Origin of the sequence: Herbaspirillum sp. ST 5-3 (genome assembly GCF_004804275.1) — a bacterium.
GTDB lineage: Bacteria > Pseudomonadota > Gammaproteobacteria > Burkholderiales > Burkholderiaceae_D > Noviherbaspirillum.
In genome coordinates, this window is record NZ_STGI01000003.1 from 465,749 (window position 1) to 483,128 (window position 17,380).

Below are 17,380 nucleotides of genomic sequence, written 5' to 3' on the forward strand. Positions count from 1 at the left end.
ATGTCAGGTCAACACATGGCTACCGAGCAGGCAACGATCGCTGACACCCAGGCGGCTGCTGGCCTGGAGTTCGACATCGTGCTCAAGCCGGTTTCCCATCCCGAGCTGGGCAACATCCGCATCGACGAAAACCTGTTTGCGATCGGACGCACCGAGCCGCCGTTCGACGCCTATCCGCCGGAAGTGGTGGCCGATCTGTCGCGCCGCCATGCGCGCATCTTTTCCGAACACGGCGGCGTGTATATCGCCGACCTCGACAGCAAGAACGGCACTACCGTCAATGGCGTCAATGTGCAGCAGAAGATCACCCGGCTGCACGACGGCGACGAGATCTGCTTCGGCGGCACCTTGTCCTATCGCGTGCATCTCGGCGCCCGTGCCGAGATGCGAGGGCGAGTGGCGAAGCTGGTCAGTCTCACGCTGACGCCCGAACGCGGCGACCTCGGCCTGCAGCCCATCGTGATCACGCGCTTTCCCTTCCTGATCAGCAAGGCGGACGAGGTGTTCGCTCGCTACAAGGACGACTATCCGCACCAGGTGAACTACATCTCGCGCCGCCACGCCCATATTTTCCTGAAGGGCGGCTCGCCCTTCGTGGAGGATCTCGGCAGCACCAATGGCACTTTCGTCGCCGGCAAGCGCCTGGACGAACATGCGATGCCGCTGGAGGACGGCGACGTGCTTGCCTTCGGCGGCCATCATTTCGTCTACAAGGTAAGCCAGCAGAAGGAGGAATCCGACCCGACCATCACCAAGCTGAGTCCGGCGGTGCGGCCCGTGCCGGAAAAGACCGCCGACGCCGACAAGACTACCTTCGTCGCCGCCGCGGATTCCTTCCTCGACATCTTCTGCGTCGATCACGTGCAGCAGCAGGATGACGAACTCAATGCCGAAGAGCTGAAAGCGCCGGACGATGCCGCGAAGGAAAAGGAAAAGCATCCGCCGCGCAGCCGCTTTGCCATCTTCAGCTCCGAGCTGATCGACGCCTTCGTCGGGAAAGAACGCAAAGGCATGAAGCAGGCGCGCTGGGTAGGCGCCGGACTGGTCGCGCTGCTCGTTGTTTTCGCGCTGGCCTTGTATTTCACCGGTTCCGATCAACGCGAGGTGAAGGACATGTTCGCCGACGGCGAATACGCGAAAGCGGCGGCGGCGGCCGACGACTATCTGGAGCATGATCCGGAGAATGCGGAAGTCAGGGCCATGGGCAGCGAAGCCTTGCTCAAGGCGCATGTGCCGAAGTGGCTGGCTTTGCTCAAGGCGCGCAATTTCGACCAGGCGAACGCGGCGCTCGCCGAGATGGGCAAGCGCGGCCGCCACAACAGCGACGTGCAGCCCCTGGTGAACCAGCTTGCATGGATGGGCAATATGGAACGATTCATAAGCACCCGGGGCGGACCTGACGCGCCGGTTCGCATCTACGCCGACGAAGACAGGATCAAATCCATCCTCAGGCAATGGGACGAAGACCCGCAGGGGCACCAGCGCGCCCTCGACGCGGTGGCGTCCGCTGTGCCCGAGTTCCGCGATTCTTACGCGGAAGCGCTCAGCCACTTGCGCAAGCTGCAAAGCGACGATGCCGTCTACCTGGCCGCCATCGAGCGATTGAAGGGCACGATAGGCGACGAGCTCAAGCGCGATCAGCCGGAGAACCTGGATGCGGTGCTCAAAGATTACGCCGAGAAGTACCCCCGTCTCGGCGGATTGGACGCAGTGCGGCAGGACTTGCGCCAGTACACCGAAGCCGAGAAGCTGGCGCGGGAACGCAAGCTCGGCCAGATGATTGCATTGCAGGGCAAGGCCAGGTTCTCGACGCCGCCGTTCCAGGAAAAGTTTCGTGCGCTGGCCTCGAGCAATCGTTATCCGCCTGCACCGGTGGTGCAGCAGTACCAGGAGTCGCTGAAAGCCTGGCGCGGCGGCGATACCGGCCAAGCCTTCGCCGGCTTGCAGAAGATGGGATCGGGCGCATGGGGCGATGCGGCCGCGAAGGAACTGGAGCGCAAGAAATCCGTCGCCGACCAGTACGCCGCGCTGCAGAAGTCGCGTGATGCCAAGGACTACGACGAGCGTCTTCTGGCTTTCTATGGTGCGCTCATCCCGGATGAGGATACCTATTTCGTACGCGCCATCGAACCTGATGTCGGGCGTTTCAAGGACAAGGCCCTCAGTCGCGCGCGGGACCTGGCCGGACAGGCGGAAGCGCGCTGGCGTCAATACCGGGACAACGGCCCGATCGAGGGCGAGCAGCGGCTGGAAACCAGGATCTCCGACAAGTTCCGCAACCAGGCGCGACTGCTGTCCGAAGCGCGGGATGATGCGCGTAAAGGCATGGGCATCTACGCGCAACTGAAAACCGACGCGCCGGCACAATGGAAGAAACTGAATGAGGACATCAAGGCCGAAGCCGATGCGCAGCGCAAGGGCCTGCTGGAATTGCGCAACGTGCTGGAGCCGGGCTTGCTGAAGGCAAAACTGGCCTTGCTCGGCAGCGAGGAGAACTGAGGATATGCCCGCCACCAGCCGTCTCAAACCGCTCACCGAAGCGCTCGAAGACCACAGCGCCGAGGGCATCGCGATCCTCACCGCCGAGCCCTGGCGCTTCACGCAGGCGGCGGTCTTCACCATGGTTGCGTTGGTGCTGGCCGCGCTGGTCTGGTCCTTCGTCGGCAGCGCCGATGTGATCGTCACCGCGCAAGGCGCGCTCATGCCCGAATCCGAGGTGCGGCGTTTCTATGCGCCCATCGACGGCGAACTGGCGAACCTGTACATCGCCGAAGGGCAGCCGGTGTCGAAGGGCGACACGCTGGCCCGCCTGAATGCGCGCGGCGCCATCGAGGCGGCGAAGAATGCGCTTGAGGCGCAGCTCAAGCTGGAAGACGCAGAACGGGAATGGAAGCAGTTCCCCGAGAAGAAAGCGCTCATGGAGCGCAAGGTGGCCGCACTGAAGCAGGCGATGGAACTGGAAGAGCATCAGCATTCCAAGCGCGTCGGTGAAGGCACATCCAAGCTGGCCGAAGGACAGCGCGCGCAATTGCAGGAGGCGCGCACCAATCTCGACGAAGCGCGCCGCGCGCGCGATGCCGCCAAGGAAGAGGCCGACAAGTATGCGCGGCTGTTTTCCATGACGGGCGGCGGCGGCGTCTCGCAGCTGCAGGTGGAAAACAAGAAGAATGCCTTGCTGGCGGCGGAGAATGCGCTGCGGGTGGCGCAGTCGCGCCTGAGCGAATTGAGCGTGCGCCAGAGCCAGGAATATGAACAGGCCCGCTCGCAACTCGAAACCAGCGGGCAGGAGCTGACCAAGCTGCAATTGCAGTACGAAGCGGCCGCGAAGGAAATGGCCAATGCGGAAGAAAAGCTGCGCCTGCAGGTGCAGACCGCGCGCCTCGTCGCCGACGCCGCTGCCCGTATCCGCTTCGAAAACATCGACAAGGACAACTTCCTGCTCATCGTCGCGCCGGTGGACGGCGTGATCACCGACGTCACCTCCACCCAGCCAGGTGACAAGATCCAGGCCAATTCGCCGCTGGGCGGAATCGCGCCGAAAAATGCGCGCCCCGTGCTCAAGATCGAGATCGCCGAACATGACCGCGCCTTCCTGCGCGAAGGACTGCCGGTCAAGCTGAAGTTCAACGCCTTTCCCTATCAGCGCTACGGCATCATCAACGGCAGGCTGGATTTCATTTCGCCGGCGACCAAGCCTTCGCCGCAGAGCAAGCAGCCGGTCTACGAGGGACGCGTGCGGCTCGACCAGGATCATTATCTGGTGGGCGACACGAAGTATCCCTTGCGTTACGGCATGACGGCCATTGCCGAAGTGGTCGTGCGGGAGCGGCGCCTGATCGATCTGGCGCTCGACCCGTTCCGGCAGATCGGGGGCTAAGAATGCAATAGTTGACGGATCTCAAGTCGCCTCCAGCCACTCGGCTAAGCTGATGACATGATGTTCAGGAAAACCGGATTCTGACAATAGCGCCGGCGGATCGACTCAGCCGCCGGAACCTGTTCCCGTGCAACGCCACATTTGAACGCTCACTTCACCATGTACAAGCACATCCTGTTACCGACCGACGGTTCGGCGCTCTCGCAAAAAGCCGTGCGCAGCGGCATCCTGTTCGCGAAAAACACCGGCGCAACGGTGGTTGGCATCCACGTCATTCCCACGCCGCACCAGGATCAACTGGAGGCCTGGATGCATCACGACCCGCATTACCCCGAGCGCCGGCAAGTCTTGTTCGACAAGTTTGCCGACGAGTATCTATCCTTCATCGCCAACAGCGCACTGGCAGAAGAGGTGCCGTGCAGCTGCAAGATGATCAAGGCGGACGAACCCTACCTGGCGATCGTGAAGGCCGCGGAGCAGTTGCACTGCGACCTGATCTTCATGGCATCGCATGGGTGGAAGGGTGATTCGGCGCAGGTGCTGGGCAGTGAAACCCTGAAGGTGCTGATTCACAGCAAGGTGCCGGTCATGGTTCACAAGCCCGGTCCGCACGATCGCGTCTGACGCCGGCGTAGTTGGCGACTCAGTGCGGCTGCTGGGTGCTGCCGTGCTGCGATCCCGGCTCGGAAATGGACGAGAGCGCTTCCGCCGCCGGTGCGGTTTCTCCCGTCGTGCTGATATCTCCGAGGGAAACGATGCCTGTCAGCCGCTTGTCGCGGTTGACGACCGGCAGCCGGCGAACTTGCAGATCGCCCATGTTGCGAGCCACATCGTCGAGGTCGTCTTCTTCAAAGCAGTACTTCACGTCCTCGCTCATGACATCCCTGATTCTGGTATCACCGCTCTTGCCCTGGGCAAGCGCGCGTACCACGATGTCGCGGTCGGTGATCATGCCGACCAGGCGATCGTTCTCGCCGACAGGCAAAACGCCGTAATCGCCTTCCGCCATCATCTTTGCGGCTTCGATGAGGCTCTGGTCCGGATTGGCCACGTGTACATCGCGTGACATTGCTTCAGCAACTCGCATGATAGGTCTCCTTATGAAGTCATGGGGGCCTTGCAGGTCGATGCAACGCGTATGCCAGTCGATGCATACACGTCTGCAGAGGCGTCATGCCCGTGGACCTCGTCATGTTGGTGCTGCTCATTGTCGGATTTATATACCGCGCGATGTAAGGCTTACCGGGCATCGTCGGGTGAAGCGCTCGATATCCACGCGTGGTGCATGGTCAATGCTTGTCGGTGTCTGGCTTGCACACCGTACCGCGTCTTTCCCGCAAACAAGAGCAAGCTCCCGCTTTTGGGAAGCCCTGGCTTCAATCTTGATCTTCGCTGCGCCGCCGATCCCTGAAAGACCGCGTCGTTCCTCGCTGGCGCCGTCTGGCCCGGTATTTGCTAAACGGAAACCAAACAGAAATAGCAGGTCATTGGGTTTTGCATCATGGGGAAGCAGTAACCGGGTAGCGCCAATTGCAGCGAGACCCACAGCAAGGGAGCGGAAAATTGAGGATCGCGAATCTAAGAATAGGTGTCCGTCTGGGAAGCGGCTTCGGCCTCGTCCTGGTGCTGATGATTGCACTTGGTGTGCTCAGCGCAATGCGCATGCAAAAGATCGAACGCAGCCTGGACGGCATCGTCAACGAAAACAACGTCATGATCAAGTCGGCGTTCTCGATGCGCCAGATGGTGCTGGAGATCGGCCTGGCCACGCGCAACCTTGCCTTGACGACGGATGAAGATCAGAAACTGAGGGAAACCGACCGCATCACCGACGACCGGGACGAATACAACTCCTACGTCGAAAACCTCGAGCGCCTCGTTCACGCGGACAACGCGAAGGCAGTGCTCGCCAAGATCGCCGCCGCGAAGGACGCTACCGAACCGCTGACCGACAAGGCGCTCGCCATGCTGGGCGACGGCAAGCAGGCCGATGCCGTCAAGGTTCTGGTCGATGAAGTGTGGCCCAGCCAGCGCAAGTGGATGGGCGCGATGGATGAGTTGGTGCGCCTGCTGGAGCGCGATGCCGACAAGGCCGTGGAAAATGCGCAGGCCACCTACAAGAATGCACTGATCCTGACCGCGCTGATCGGCGGCGTGGCACTGCTGCTCGGCATCGGCGCGGCATGGACGGTGACGCGCAGCATTACCAAGCCCCTGCATGCAGCGGTCGCAGTTGCGCGCCGCGTCGCACAGGGCGACCTCACCGGCGAGGTCGAAGTGAAATCGCGCGACGAAACCGGGCAACTGATGCAGGCGCTGAAGGAAATGAACGACAGCCTGGTGCGCATCGTCACCCAGGTGCGGTCTGGCACCGACACGATCACCACGGCGTCCACTGAAATTTCGGCGGGCAACCAGGATCTGTCCTCGCGCACCGAACAACAGGCCAGCTCGCTTGAGCAGACCGCATCGTCGATGGAAGAACTGACGTCGACGGTCAAGCAGAATGCCGACAACGCCCGTCAGGCCAACAAGCTTGCCGCATCGGCGTCCGAGGTGGCAGTGAAGGGTGGGGCGGTGGTGTCGGAGGTCGTCGCGACAATGGGATCGATCAATGCCTCGGCAAGGAAGATTTCAGACATCATCGGCGTGATCGACGGCATTGCATTCCAGACCAACATCCTCGCACTGAACGCAGCGGTGGAAGCGGCGCGAGCCGGCGAGCAGGGACGCGGCTTTGCCGTGGTCGCCGGAGAAGTGCGCAACCTGGCGCAACGTTCCGCAGCCGCCGCCAAGGAAATCAAGGCACTGATCGAAGACTCGGTGGACAAGGTTGGCGCCGGCAGCAAGCTGGTCGACCAGGCCGGCGAGACCATGCACGAGATCGTCGCCAGCGTGAAGCGTGTGACTGATGTCATCGACGAAATCACGTGCGCCAGCGAAGAGCAGTCCACGGGCATCGAGCAGATCAACCAGGCGATCGCGCAGATGGATCGCGTCACACAGCAAAACGCATCGCTGGTGGAAGAAGCCGCCGCTGCGGCAAACGCCTTGCACGATCAGGCGAACGGCCTGGTGCAGGTGGTGAATATCTTCAAACTTGAAAACGCTCCGGAAGGCGAGTTCGAAGCGGAGTCCGTGCCGCAGCTTGCAGCGAATGCAGCGGAAGCGGCACCCGCGCAACGCCCCTCCGCCGTGGTGCAGCTTTCGACGCGAAGAGGCTTGCCGGTCGAAGCGCCGCGCCCGCGCATTGCCGCGGTTGCCGGTGCGCGCGGTGGCGATTGGGAAGAATTCTAGAAAGGTATCCACTCGAAAGAAATGAATTCAGGGTTGTCTCCTCCTTCGCCGCCCTTCACGGGCGGCTTTTTTTTGCCGGCTTTTTTCAAGACAACATCATCGAGGTAAGAAAATGCTGTATCAGATTCACGAACTTGGACATGCGGTCATGAGCCCGCTGGCGAACTGGGCGAGTGCCGTATCCCAACTGTTTGGCAGCGCTGCTTCGCCGCTTTCCTACGTGCCGTTTGCACGGGACGTCGCCGCCGGCGCGGACCTGATGGTTCGCATCGCCAAGGACTACAAGAAGCCTGCGTTCAATATCGATGCCACCACGGTCGATGGGCGGGTCGTTGAGATTCAGGAGGAAACGCTCGCCGCCAAACCGTTCTGCAGGCTGCTGCATTTCCGGAAACAGCAAGCTCTTGCGCAACCCAGATTGCTGGTCGTCGCACCGCTCTCCGGCCACCACGCGACGCTGCTGCGCGACACCGTGCGCGTGCTGCTGCATGAGCATGATGTGTACATCACCGACTGGACCGATGCGCGCATGGTGCCGGTGTCCGAAGGCGATTTCCACCTGGACGACTATGTCGCCTACGTGCAGGATTTCATTCGCCTGCTTGGGCCTGATGTGCATGTGCTCGCGATCTGTCAACCGACCGTTCCGGTATTGGGCGCGGTGTCGCTGATGGCAAGCGCCGGCGACATCCAGCCGCGCACGATGACGCTGATGGGCGGTCCGATCGACGGACGCATTTCACCCACCGAAGTCAACAAGCTCGCGATGAGCAAGCCCTACGAGTGGTTCGAAGCGAGCGTGATCGACGTCGTTCCCTTCAACTACCCTGGTGCGGGACGGCGTGTGTATCCGGGCTTCCTGCAGCATGCCGGTTTCATCGCCATGCATCCGGAAAAGCACATGCAAAGCTATGTCGACTTTTACGAGAACCGCGCGCACGGACATCCGGTCGATGCCCATCTCAAGTTCTACGATGAATACAATGCGGTGCTCGACATGGCCGCCGAGTTTTACCTGGAAACCATCAAGGTGGTGTTCCAGGATTTCAACCTGCCGAACGGCACCTGGCAGGTGAATGGACAACCGGTGCGCCCGCAGGATATCAAGGACGTCGCATTGCTGACGGTCGAAGGTGCGCAGGACGACATCTGCGGCATCGGCCAGACGAAAGTGGCGCACACGCTATGCAGCGCGATTCCGTCGGTGAAGAGAATGCATCACGAAGAACCCGGAAGCGGGCATTACGGCATTTTCTCCGGTCGGCGCTGGCGCGAGAACATCTGTCCGGTAGTCAGCACGTTTATTCGCGCGAACAACGGATGACAGCGCAATGAAAAATGCTGCGGAAGCAGAAAGGTCGGATCACGATGTGGGAAAATTTAAAAGAAGAAGAATAGTGCGGCGACCGCGGTCGGCAGCAGAGCGCCAAGCAGCAGGCCGCCCAGGCCAATCGATTCATCGGCGAATCCATTCCTGAGCAGCGCGACCCCCGCAGGATTCGGCGCATTGGCAATGACCGTCAGTCCACCGCCCACGACTGCACCGGACACGAGCATGTATTTCGCCTGATCCGCCAACCCTTCAATGAGCGAACCGAGATAGGTGAGGGCGGCATTATCGGTAATGGCGGTCAGTGCAATCGCACCCAGAAACATTGCCGTGGGTTCCAGGCTGGAGACAATCGGCTGCAACCACCACTGTTGCATGCCGCCAAGGACCACCAAACCGGCGAGAAAAAAGCCGACAAGCAATCCCTCCTTCAGGATCAATGTGTTCTGGTATTGCGAATAGGCTTGTGTGAATCCGAGGAAGAACAGGAATACCCCAAGGAAAATGACAGGGTGATGGGCAAAGACGACCACGCCGACGAGAAACAGGAGATGGATTGCACCTACCCAAAAGGGAACACCTGCATCTCCCTCAACTGCTGCATCCAATGACTGATCGCTTAAATAGGGGCGGAGGAAATACGTTACCGCCGTCGCATTGACAAGCACTGCGGCGCAGGCCTTCCAGCCAAAAGTCGTCGCCATGAATGCGGTATCCCAATTCCATTTGGCGGCCACCATCAGCACCGGCGGCGCTGCAAATGAGGTCAATGTGCCGCCGATGGAGACGTTGACGAACAGCACCCCAAGGGCTGCGTACTTGACCCATTCCGCCACGCCCTGGCGGAAAACCAGGGGTGCAAGCATGAGCGCGGCGAGCGTCATGGCCGCCGGCTCGGTAATGACGGAGCCGATAAGCGGCACCATGGCAAGGCAAAGCCAGGTTCGTGCGACCACATCCCTGACCGGCATGAGCCTTGCCAACATGGAAATCAGGCCCTTGACCGCTTCAAGAACCGGGCGCGACGCCGCCACGACCATGATGACAAACACGAACAGCGGCTCTGTATATTGGCGGGATTCCGCGTATTCGATCGCTTGATCGCCGCCCTGCACGAATGCCATCGTCACGAGCAAAACACAGGCCCACAAGCCAAAGACCACCTCGATTTCGCCGAGCAGGTGAAATAACCCGGCATGCTTGGTACTGCGGTCCGCAAGACGTTCGAACGACTTTGCGGCAAAGGTGTGAATCAGTGCAAAAGCAAAAAGAAGCGCCGCAATGTTGTTGATGATGTTCATGGATGATGAGTTGAGCCGATGCACGAATGAGAGCCAGCTGCAGGAATCATACAGGCTTCATCTTAACCAGGGATTAAGCAGCCTGATCCCGGTTGTTGCGACGACTCGCATGTAGCAGTAGTGCACGTCGTATCTGCGCTTGGCACGTGCTTGACGAGCGGCATCCCGAGCCGTGCGCATCGGTAGCCGGACAAGCACTGGATTGTTGGCCATGTACCTCATCAATACGGCGGCCCCAAACCTGCATGGCGGATGAATGGCTTTCACCTGGTGTCCTCGCATGAAAACGTCCGTGACGAGCACGCAAGTTCAGGTGATGAGAATGCCTGCTTCGCGATCGGACTCACCGTCGAAGTATCGGCGAGACAAGGTTTCTTATTGATAGCGTCCCGCTGCGAAATACATCGCAGCGGGACTGCAGGTGAGGTAACCGGTCGGATTAGTCAACCGGCTCGCATTACGCATGTGCCCATGCGGCGCGTCTATTCATGGTCGATGGCTAGTTGATCAGGCGCGCCGCATCTTGCGCCGCCACGCGTCCTTCGTCGGTCGGCACTACCCAGATTTCCACGCTGCTGTCAGCCGCATGGATGGCGGCAATCGCATCGCCGTTGGCAGTCTGATTCGCCGCTTCATCGATGCGGATGCCGAGATAGGACAGCGCATCGCAGGTACGCTTGCGCAAGGCCGCATCATGTTCGCCGATGCCGCCCGTGAACGCGATCACATCCAATCCCTCCAGGCAGGCGGAGAGCGCGCCGCATTCGCGCACCAGGCGATGGATGAAGATGTCGATGGCGAGCCTGGCGGCGGGCTCCGCGCTCGCATGCAGCGTCCGCATGTCCGCCGAAACGCCGGAGACGCCGCGCAGGCCCGACTCGCGGTACAGCATGCGTTCCAGTTGCTCCCAGCTCCAGCCGTGGCGCAGCAGGTGCAGCAACACGCCGGGGTCGACTTCGCCGCTGCGCGTGCCCATCATCAGTCCATCCAGTGCAGAGAAACCCATGGTGGTGGCAATGCTCTTGCCGTTCTTTACCGCGCAGGCGCTTGCGCCGTTACCGAGGTGGGCAATCACGGCGCGGCCTCGTGCATGCGCCGTGTGCTCCATGAGCCGGTCGGCGACATAGCGATACGACAGGCCGTGGAAGCCATAGCGGCGGATGCCCATCTCGCGCAAAGATTGCGGCAGGGCGAACAGATATTCCGTCTGCGGCAAGGTCGCGTGAAATGCGGTATCGAAGCATCCGATCTGCGGCAGGTGCGGAAAGCTCTTCCTGAACGCACGCACGCCGGCCAGGTTGTGCGGCTGATGCAAGGGCGCCAGCGAGGACAGGGATGTCAGGTAGGCCAGCATGTCATCGTCCAGCAGCACCGATTCGGTCAGGCGTTCTCCGCCGTGCACAATGCGATGCGCGATGGCCGTGATGCGGATGCCGTCGGCATGGCGCTTCAGTACTGTGTCGAGCGCGGCCAGCGCACGATCGTGCGGGCAGCCATCGCCGGCTTGCAGCGTGTCGCTGCTGTTGCCGTCCCTGCCCGAAACCTTGACGATTGGCGCGCCGCCGGCTTCCAGTCCTTCGATATTGCCTGACAGGCGGGCCGCGCCGATATCGCGACCGTCCTGCGGATAGAGCGCGAACTTCAGCGAGGACGATCCCGCGTTGACTGCGAGGATGGCATTGAGGGCGCTCATGGCTGCACCTTGCGGTTGTGATGTGCAAGCAACAGGGCCAGCGCGGCCGATGCGACACGCGCATTGGCGCTGTCGGCGCGGCTGGTCAGCGCGATCGGCACGCGTGCGCCGAGCACCACGCCGCAGGTGGTGGCGCCGGCCAGGTATTCGAGCTGCTTGGCCAGCATGTTGCCGGATTCCAGATCGGGCACGATGAGGATGTCGGCATTGCCTGCCACGGTCGAATTGATGCCCTTGATGCGCACGGCTTCCATCGACACCGCGTTGTCGAAAGCGAGCGGACCGTCGAGGTTGCCGCCGGTGATCTGGCCGCGGTCCGCCATCTTGCACAGCGCCGCCGCATCGAGCGTCGATTGCATCTTGACGTTGACCGTTTCCACCGCGGACAGGATCGCGACGTTCGGGCGCTGGTTGCCGAGCGCATGCGACAGGTTGATCGCGTTCTGGATGATGTCGGCTTTTTCTTCCAGTGTCGGCTTGATGTTGAGCGCGGCATCGGAAATCAGCAGGGGCTTGTCATACATCGGCACGTCGAAGCGGAACACATGCGACAGGCGGCGCTTGGTGCGCAAGGCGCGGGTGGTGACCACGGCATGCATCAACTCGTCGGTATGCAGGCTGCCTTTCATCAATGCCTCGACGGTGCCGGAGGCCGCCAGTTCGGCGCCACGTTCGGCGGCGGCGACGCTGTGCTCCACCGACTGGATCTCGATGTCGCCGAGGTCCAGGCCGGCAGCCTCGGCAGTCGCGCGCAGCCTGGCTTCCGGCGCGATCAGCACGGGGATGATCAGCCCATGCTGGGCAGCGTTCAGAGCGCCGCGCAAGGACTCGGCATCGCAGGGGTGGACCACCGCGCAGCGCACGGCAGGCAGGTGGCGCACGGTAGCAAGCAGGGAATCGAGGCGCGCCTGCGGATCGAAGGTATGGACCCAGGGCGTGCTCATTGAGTGGCGCGACACTTTCTTGGTGGGCGCAACGACCACGGCCGCGCCGACCAGCACGCTGGTGCCGTTCTGATTGAATACCTTGCAGTCGAGCGTGACGCGCTTGGTGGCATCGTCCTTTGCCGTGACGGTCACGACAACGGTGAGCGTGTCGCCGACGCGCACCGGCAGGGTGAAATGCAGGGTCTGGTCGACATACACGGTGCCGGCGCCCGGGAATTGCGTGCCGAGCAGGCTGGAAATGAGCGTCGCGCCCCACATGCCGTGCGCTACCACGCCGTGGAACAGGGTCTGGACGGCGTACTCCGCATCGACGTGCGTCGGATTGTAGTCTCCGGAGACGGCGGCAAATGCCTGGATATCGGCCAGGGTCAGGGTGCGCACGAGGCGCGCCGACTGGCCGACGGTCAGTTCATCGTAAGTCGTGTTTTCGATCTGTTTCGAAATAATGTCGTTCATAGAAGCTGGTTGCGGAGAGTGAGTTGCTGATGTGTTCGCGGCTCGTTGCCGAGCCGCCTGGATACTGAACGGCACGTCATCCGCATCGGCCGTCGCGTCGGTGCACGAGTCAGTGCATGACGGCAGCGGCCGGGGCGCGGATGGAGAAGGTTCCGGAGTTGGGTAAAAGCAAGGACTATGCCGAACGGCAATGTCAGCGCGTGGCGTGCGCGTCTGTCAGTCAGACTGCAATCTCTCTGTTATCTCGCTCTGGCCTGACGGCGCAATGGCCCGCGAATATTCGGTCATTGCGTGGACGATCTGCGCGCGCTGCTCGGCCGCTACCTTGTCCAGCAGCGGATAGACCAGCATTTCCTCTTTCACGCAGTGCTGCTGCATCAGCAGGGTATAGGATTCGGCGTGCAACAGAAAATCGGCGGGATGGAAGTTGATCAGCGCGTCAAACATGCGGTCCACGATGCAGCGCAATTGCTGATGTTCCTGGCGCAGCATCTCGATCGGGCCGGCGCCGTGGCGGATGGTTTGCTCAAAAACGGGAAAAAGCACTTTCTCTTCCATGCGAATGTGCTGCTTGATCGCGTCGCTGAATCGGAGGAAGCGGGTGTGTGCATCTTCCCAATTTCTTTCGCGAAGGCAGGTTCCAATTTGCGCAAACAAAAGGTCGCAGTGCTTGTGGTCAAGCCCCAACTGGCCGCAAATGGTATCCATGACATGCACCCCGTGTGATCGTCCTATTTGTACTGTGAAACACGTGCTATCTCCTTGATCTGAAATAGGTATTTCCAAATCCGCAAGAGAGCCGCGGATGTCATGATGGCAAGAATTCGGTACGGCTTGACCCAGATCAAATAAATTGCCGCTCGGCATCGCTATAGTCTGATTCGCACACCGCATACGGCCTGTTGATTTTGATGCCTCGTCTTCGCCACCTTCTCGTTTGTCTCGTCGCAGCATTGCTGGCAGCGGCAGTCCAGAACGCGGCGTTTTCGCAATTGCGATCCGTGGAAGTGCCTCCCTACCAGCCGGCAACGCCTGCCGTCAAGGCGGAGACGAATGCAGTCGATGAGATCACGAATTCCACCGGGCTTTACGATGTCGACAGCCCCAATTACGGCAATCTGCAGAAAATCGAAGAAGCGCGCGTCGGACTTCCGCTCGACAAGAGAGGGAAGGTCGATTGGATGATGGCATTGCGCAGCGGCGCCATCCAGCCGCGCTCCGATCTGAATGGCAGCAAGCCTTCCGAACTGTTGAACCTGGACATCATCCTGCAGAATACGAAGGAGATGCCTTACGTGAAATTCCCCCACAGTTCGCATACGGAATGGCTGACCTGCAGCAATTGCCATGACAAGATTTTCGTGCCGAAGGCCGGCGCCAACGCGATCACCATGACGAAGATTTTTCAGGGGGAATATTGCGGCGCCTGCCATGGGCGCGTCGCGTTTGCCGCGCTGTATTCCTGCGAGCGTTGTCATAGCGTGCTGCATGGGGGTGGCAAGGCGTGGTGGTGACTTGGACTTGGTTTTTTTTAATCCCATTTCGGGAAAATTGATCTGGATCATTAAAGAGAATAACGACCACGTTACCCTTATGGATATGTTGATTTCTCTCAAAGGGGCTGGCGCGAAGTTTGCATGTTTCCTTGGTATCGCTTGATTTCAACGGCCGTTCATAACGGCCCTGCGCCAGTTGGTTGCCCGTTGGTTGACCGTGGTCATGTGCGTTTCCATCAGAGAGAAAGCGATGGGGCAGAGGGCATGTCATGAGCCGCAGAGGGAGCCGCATGAGTGCGGTTCATTGCAGGCTCTCTGGGTGATGCGGATTCCGATTGTCAGTAACGAGGTTTTTGAAAATGAGAATAGAACGTGTTCGATCGCCGCGAGACGACTCCATGCAAAACCTGAGACGCATTCTTGCCAATACATCGCTGTTCCGAATGCTCGATGACAGGCAGCTCGATGAAGTCACAGCTTCAACCCAACCCATCCGTGCCTCCACCAACACCTGCGTGATCAACCAGGGCGATGCACCGAAAGGCGTCTATATCGTGGTCTACGGGCAGGTGAAGATCGGCTTCGACCGCAAGGACGGCAGCGAGAAGACGCTGGCGATCCTGGGACAGAACAAATGCTTCGGCCTGGGCGAAATGCTGCTCGACCGCGCACATCTGGCCTTCGTGAAAACCACCACCGATTCGATGCTGTTGCACACCTCGCGCGAAAAGGTGCTGGAAGTCGCGAAGGAGAACTTTCCGTTCGCACAGGAGCTGATGGTCTGCGTCGGCCGCCAGCTGTACACCCTGGTGCGCGACATCGAAAGCTATTCGCTGCAGACCGCCAAGCAGCGTCTGGCCGGCTATCTGCTGCGCCAGAGCCAGTACCAGGCCGGCGACTGTGTTGAGCTTATCGCCAGCAAGACCCTGATCGCTTCGCGCCTGAGCCTCACTCCGGAAACCTTGTCGCGCCTGCTGCACGATTTCTCGTCGGACGGGCTGATCTCGGTCACCGGCCGGCGCATCAAGATCCTGGATTACGAGCGCATGGGCGGCATGCTCGCTGCCTGAACTTCGCGCCGTACCTGCCAGCCGCGTACAATGCGTGCGCGGCCAAACCCATTTCCCCTTCGAAAAAAGAGGGCGGCGAACGGCTGCGTCCGGGTATCATTCCGTACATTGAAAATCCCACGCCTGGATTGGTGATCTGAGTCAACTCAGGATCGCTTCCGACGACGATTCCCCGGGCACGCTATCGCAACATGGCACATAATATGCATTCCGGACGGAAACGCGATGTTGCGCGTAGCGCGGCGTGTTCCCTGTTTGCTTTTTGATCATCTTATGGCTACTTGTAATCCGCCTGACGCGCATTCACGCGTGAATTCTTCCCGCCGGCACGGCAAAGGACGCGAATGACCTTGCAGGCTCATCAACTAGGTTGCATCCGCGGTGATCTGCAACTGTTTTCCGACATCAATTTCGACATCCAGCCCGGCGACGCAATGCGCGTCGCGGGTACCAATGGCAGCGGCAAGACCAGCCTGCTGCGCATCCTGTGCGGACTGTCGGTCCCGGCCCAGGGCGAAGTGCGCTGGGCCGGACGCAATATCCGCAGCCTGCGCGACGAATTCTGCAGCAAGCTCATTTACCTCGGCCACGCCAATGGCGTGAAGGACGACCTGCAGGCATGGGAAAACCTAGTTGTTTCGTCAACACTGACCGGCAGGCCGGTGACCAGCGATGAGGCGCATGGCGCGCTGGAGGAGCTGGGACTGGGGCGTGCTGCCGATCTGCCGACGCGTGCGCTGTCGCAAGGACAACGCAAGCGCGTGGCACTGGCGCGCCTGAGCCTCGGCCTGGCGATGCCCTTGTGGATTCTCGACGAGCCGTTCACGGCGCTCGACGTCAACGCGGTCAAGGCCCTGTGCGGCACCATCAACAAGCATCTGGCAGGCGGCGGCATGGTCATTTACACCACGCATCAGGAAGTCGATCTGCAGGCGCGGCGCTCGCTGTGCCTGGACATGAACCAGGGGCGTCTATGCTGAAGGTTCTGATGTGCGTGATCCGGCGCGATCTGCTGCTGGCGTTCAGGCGGCGTTCCGATGTCCTGACGACCTTGTTTTTCTTCATTATCGTCGCCAGTTTGTTTCCGCTTGGCGTAGGGCCGGAACCGTCCTTGTTGCGGACCATGGCGCCCGGCATCCTGTGGGTGGCGGCGCTGCTGGCTTCCATGCTTGCGCTGGGGCGCCTGTTTGCGCTGGATTATGCCGATGGCACGCTGGAGCAGATGGTGCTGTCGTCCGAGCCCTTGACTGTCATCGTGATCGGCAAGGTGATTGCGCATTGGCTCGTGTCCGGTTTTCCGCTGGTGCTGCTGGCGCCGGTGCTGGCGATTCAGTTTGATCTTCCGACATCATCGGTGGGCGTCCTGTTCGTGACCCTGCTGCTCGGCACACCGGTGCTGAGCCTGATCGGTTCCATCGGTGCGGCGCTGACGCTGGGCGTGCGCGGCGGTGGCGTGCTGGTTTCGCTGCTGGTGCTGCCGCTGTATATCCCGGTACTGATTTTCGGCGCCGGTGCCGTCGGCGCGGAAGCGTCCGGTGTTGGTGCGAGCGCGCATCTGTTGCTGCTGGGCGGGGCGCTGGCAGGCGCGGCTGCATTGACGCCATGGGCGACCGCTGCCGGTTTGCGGATTGCATTGGAATAAACCACGGTCGAGTGGCGCGCCCAATAGTTTCATCCGTGGCATAGCGATTGCTTTCATAGCGGAAAAACGCGACTGAATATTGTTTTGGCTTAAAAACGCCTGGTCCATGTTCTGTTAAGCGCGCCTTAAGCACGCGCCGGCAATATGCTGTAGAGTGCTTTCCCGATTTCGGGAAGATGATTGACCCTCTCCATTCGGGGTTCGAGAGGCAATCCTTGTAGAAAACCTTATTGGAGCATTGCAGTAGTGTCCATTTCCGACCACCTTCTCT

14 protein-coding genes are annotated in these 17,380 nt (G+C 60.6%); 9 read left to right on the top strand and 5 right to left on the bottom strand.

What is annotated here, in order from left to right; all coding sequences use genetic code 11:
• The 3 genes from E6W33_RS09060 (at position 1) to E6W33_RS09070 (ending at position 4,501) form a co-directional block, all read left to right on the top strand.
• Positions 1–2,499 carry an FHA domain-containing protein gene (locus tag E6W33_RS09060; protein ID WP_348983153.1) on the top strand — a complete coding sequence of 833 codons (2,499 nt, stop codon included), beginning with the start codon at positions 1–3 and terminating at the stop codon, positions 2,497–2,499.
• Positions 2,500–2,503: 4 nt separating this feature from the next.
• A complete protein-coding gene (locus E6W33_RS09065; RefSeq protein WP_136416599.1) occupies positions 2,504–3,877 on the top strand; it encodes an HlyD family efflux transporter periplasmic adaptor subunit in 1,374 nt (457 codons plus the stop codon).
• A gap of 141 nt (positions 3,878–4,018) precedes the next feature.
• Complete coding sequence (locus E6W33_RS09070; RefSeq protein ID WP_211097273.1) at positions 4,019–4,501, top strand: universal stress protein; 483 nt, start codon at positions 4,019–4,021, stop codon at positions 4,499–4,501.
• 19 nt (positions 4,502–4,520) lie between these two features.
• Here the strand turns inward: E6W33_RS09070 and E6W33_RS09075 are convergent, their stop codons facing one another.
• Positions 4,521–4,964: a CBS domain-containing protein gene (locus E6W33_RS09075; RefSeq protein ID WP_136416604.1), complete on the bottom strand. Its 444-nt coding sequence runs from the start codon at positions 4,962–4,964 to the stop codon at positions 4,521–4,523.
• Positions 4,965–5,440: 476 nt separating this feature from the next.
• On the opposite strand from E6W33_RS09075, the gene E6W33_RS09080 reads away from it, so the two are divergent.
• Positions 5,441–7,174: a methyl-accepting chemotaxis protein gene (locus E6W33_RS09080; RefSeq protein WP_211097274.1), complete on the top strand. Its 1,734-nt coding sequence runs from the start codon at positions 5,441–5,443 to the stop codon at positions 7,172–7,174.
• A 112-nt stretch (positions 7,175–7,286) separates the two neighbouring features.
• Complete coding sequence (gene phaZ, locus E6W33_RS09085) at positions 7,287–8,498, top strand: polyhydroxyalkanoate depolymerase (RefSeq protein ID WP_136416606.1); 1,212 nt, start codon at positions 7,287–7,289, stop codon at positions 8,496–8,498.
• Between the two features lie 56 nt (positions 8,499–8,554).
• Here phaZ and E6W33_RS09090 read toward each other — a convergent pair whose 3' ends face one another.
• The 4 genes from E6W33_RS09090 to E6W33_RS09105 form a co-directional block, all read right to left on the bottom strand.
• Positions 8,555–9,805: a putative Na+/H+ antiporter gene (locus E6W33_RS09090; protein WP_136416608.1), complete on the bottom strand. Its 1,251-nt coding sequence runs from the start codon at positions 9,803–9,805 to the stop codon at positions 8,555–8,557.
• A gap of 499 nt (positions 9,806–10,304) precedes the next feature.
• Positions 10,305–11,498 carry an acetate/propionate family kinase gene (locus E6W33_RS09095; protein WP_136416610.1) on the bottom strand — a complete coding sequence of 398 codons (1,194 nt, stop codon included), beginning with the start codon at positions 11,496–11,498 and terminating at the stop codon, positions 10,305–10,307.
• Positions 11,495–12,901, bottom strand: a complete 1,407-nt coding sequence (locus tag E6W33_RS09100; protein WP_136416612.1) for a bifunctional enoyl-CoA hydratase/phosphate acetyltransferase — start codon at positions 12,899–12,901, stop codon at positions 11,495–11,497. The genes E6W33_RS09095 and E6W33_RS09100 overlap by 4 nt, the downstream gene beginning before the upstream one ends.
• Positions 12,902–13,117: 216 nt before the next feature.
• Complete coding sequence (locus tag E6W33_RS09105) at positions 13,118–13,768, bottom strand: hemerythrin domain-containing protein (protein WP_168798582.1); 651 nt, start codon at positions 13,766–13,768, stop codon at positions 13,118–13,120.
• Positions 13,769–13,812: 44 nt separating this feature from the next.
• On the opposite strand from E6W33_RS09105, the gene E6W33_RS09110 reads away from it, so the two are divergent.
• From E6W33_RS09110 to ccmB, 4 genes are all read left to right on the top strand, one after another.
• Positions 13,813–14,415 carry a cytochrome c3 family protein gene (locus E6W33_RS09110; RefSeq protein ID WP_136416617.1) on the top strand — a complete coding sequence of 201 codons (603 nt, stop codon included), beginning with the start codon at positions 13,813–13,815 and terminating at the stop codon, positions 14,413–14,415.
• Between the two features lie 380 nt (positions 14,416–14,795).
• Positions 14,796–15,467, top strand: coding sequence for a Crp/Fnr family transcriptional regulator (locus E6W33_RS09115; RefSeq protein ID WP_168798583.1), 672 nt, complete (start codon positions 14,796–14,798; stop codon positions 15,465–15,467).
• Positions 15,468–15,811: 344 nt separating this feature from the next.
• The gene (ccmA, locus tag E6W33_RS09120; protein WP_136416621.1) at positions 15,812–16,447 is read left to right on the top strand and encodes a cytochrome c biogenesis heme-transporting ATPase CcmA; all 636 of its coding nucleotides are present in this window, start codon (positions 15,812–15,814) and stop codon (positions 16,445–16,447) included.
• The gene (ccmB, locus tag E6W33_RS09125) at positions 16,441–17,109 is read left to right on the top strand and encodes a heme exporter protein CcmB (protein ID WP_136416624.1); all 669 of its coding nucleotides are present in this window, start codon (positions 16,441–16,443) and stop codon (positions 17,107–17,109) included. Before ccmA ends, ccmB begins: the two co-directional genes overlap by 7 nt.
• Positions 17,110–17,380: the final 271 nt, after the last annotated feature.